The 246-nt window shown below is 64.2% G+C and carries 1 protein-coding gene; it reads right to left on the bottom strand.

Translation table 11 applies throughout. The features are described 5' to 3' along the window. On the bottom strand, window positions 1-246 hold a 246-nt coding region (locus tag AC6UD2_RS06855), incomplete at both ends, for a hypothetical protein (RefSeq protein WP_500698443.1).

The following is a 246-nucleotide window of genomic DNA, read 5'->3' as shown; positions in this document are numbered from 1 at the left end:
CGCGCCGCCTCAAGCAGCAACAGCTGGCCTTTCTGTTCACAGAGCCGGCCGACGCACACCAGCTGCGGCACCGCCGGCACGTTGACCGGCGCCACCTCATGGAAACCTCGCTCCAGGCCACAATGCACCACTTTCACTTTGGCCCAGTGCTCGTGCGCCACCCAGCGAAACAGCTGGCTGCGCCCGTAGGAACTTACCGCTGCCACAAAAGCAGCACGCCGCACCTTCTCGCCCATGTGCAAGAAC

The organism is Fructilactobacillus sp. X2R5C2 (assembly GCF_059901375.1).
This window is presented reverse-complemented; position numbering and strand designations above follow the sequence as displayed.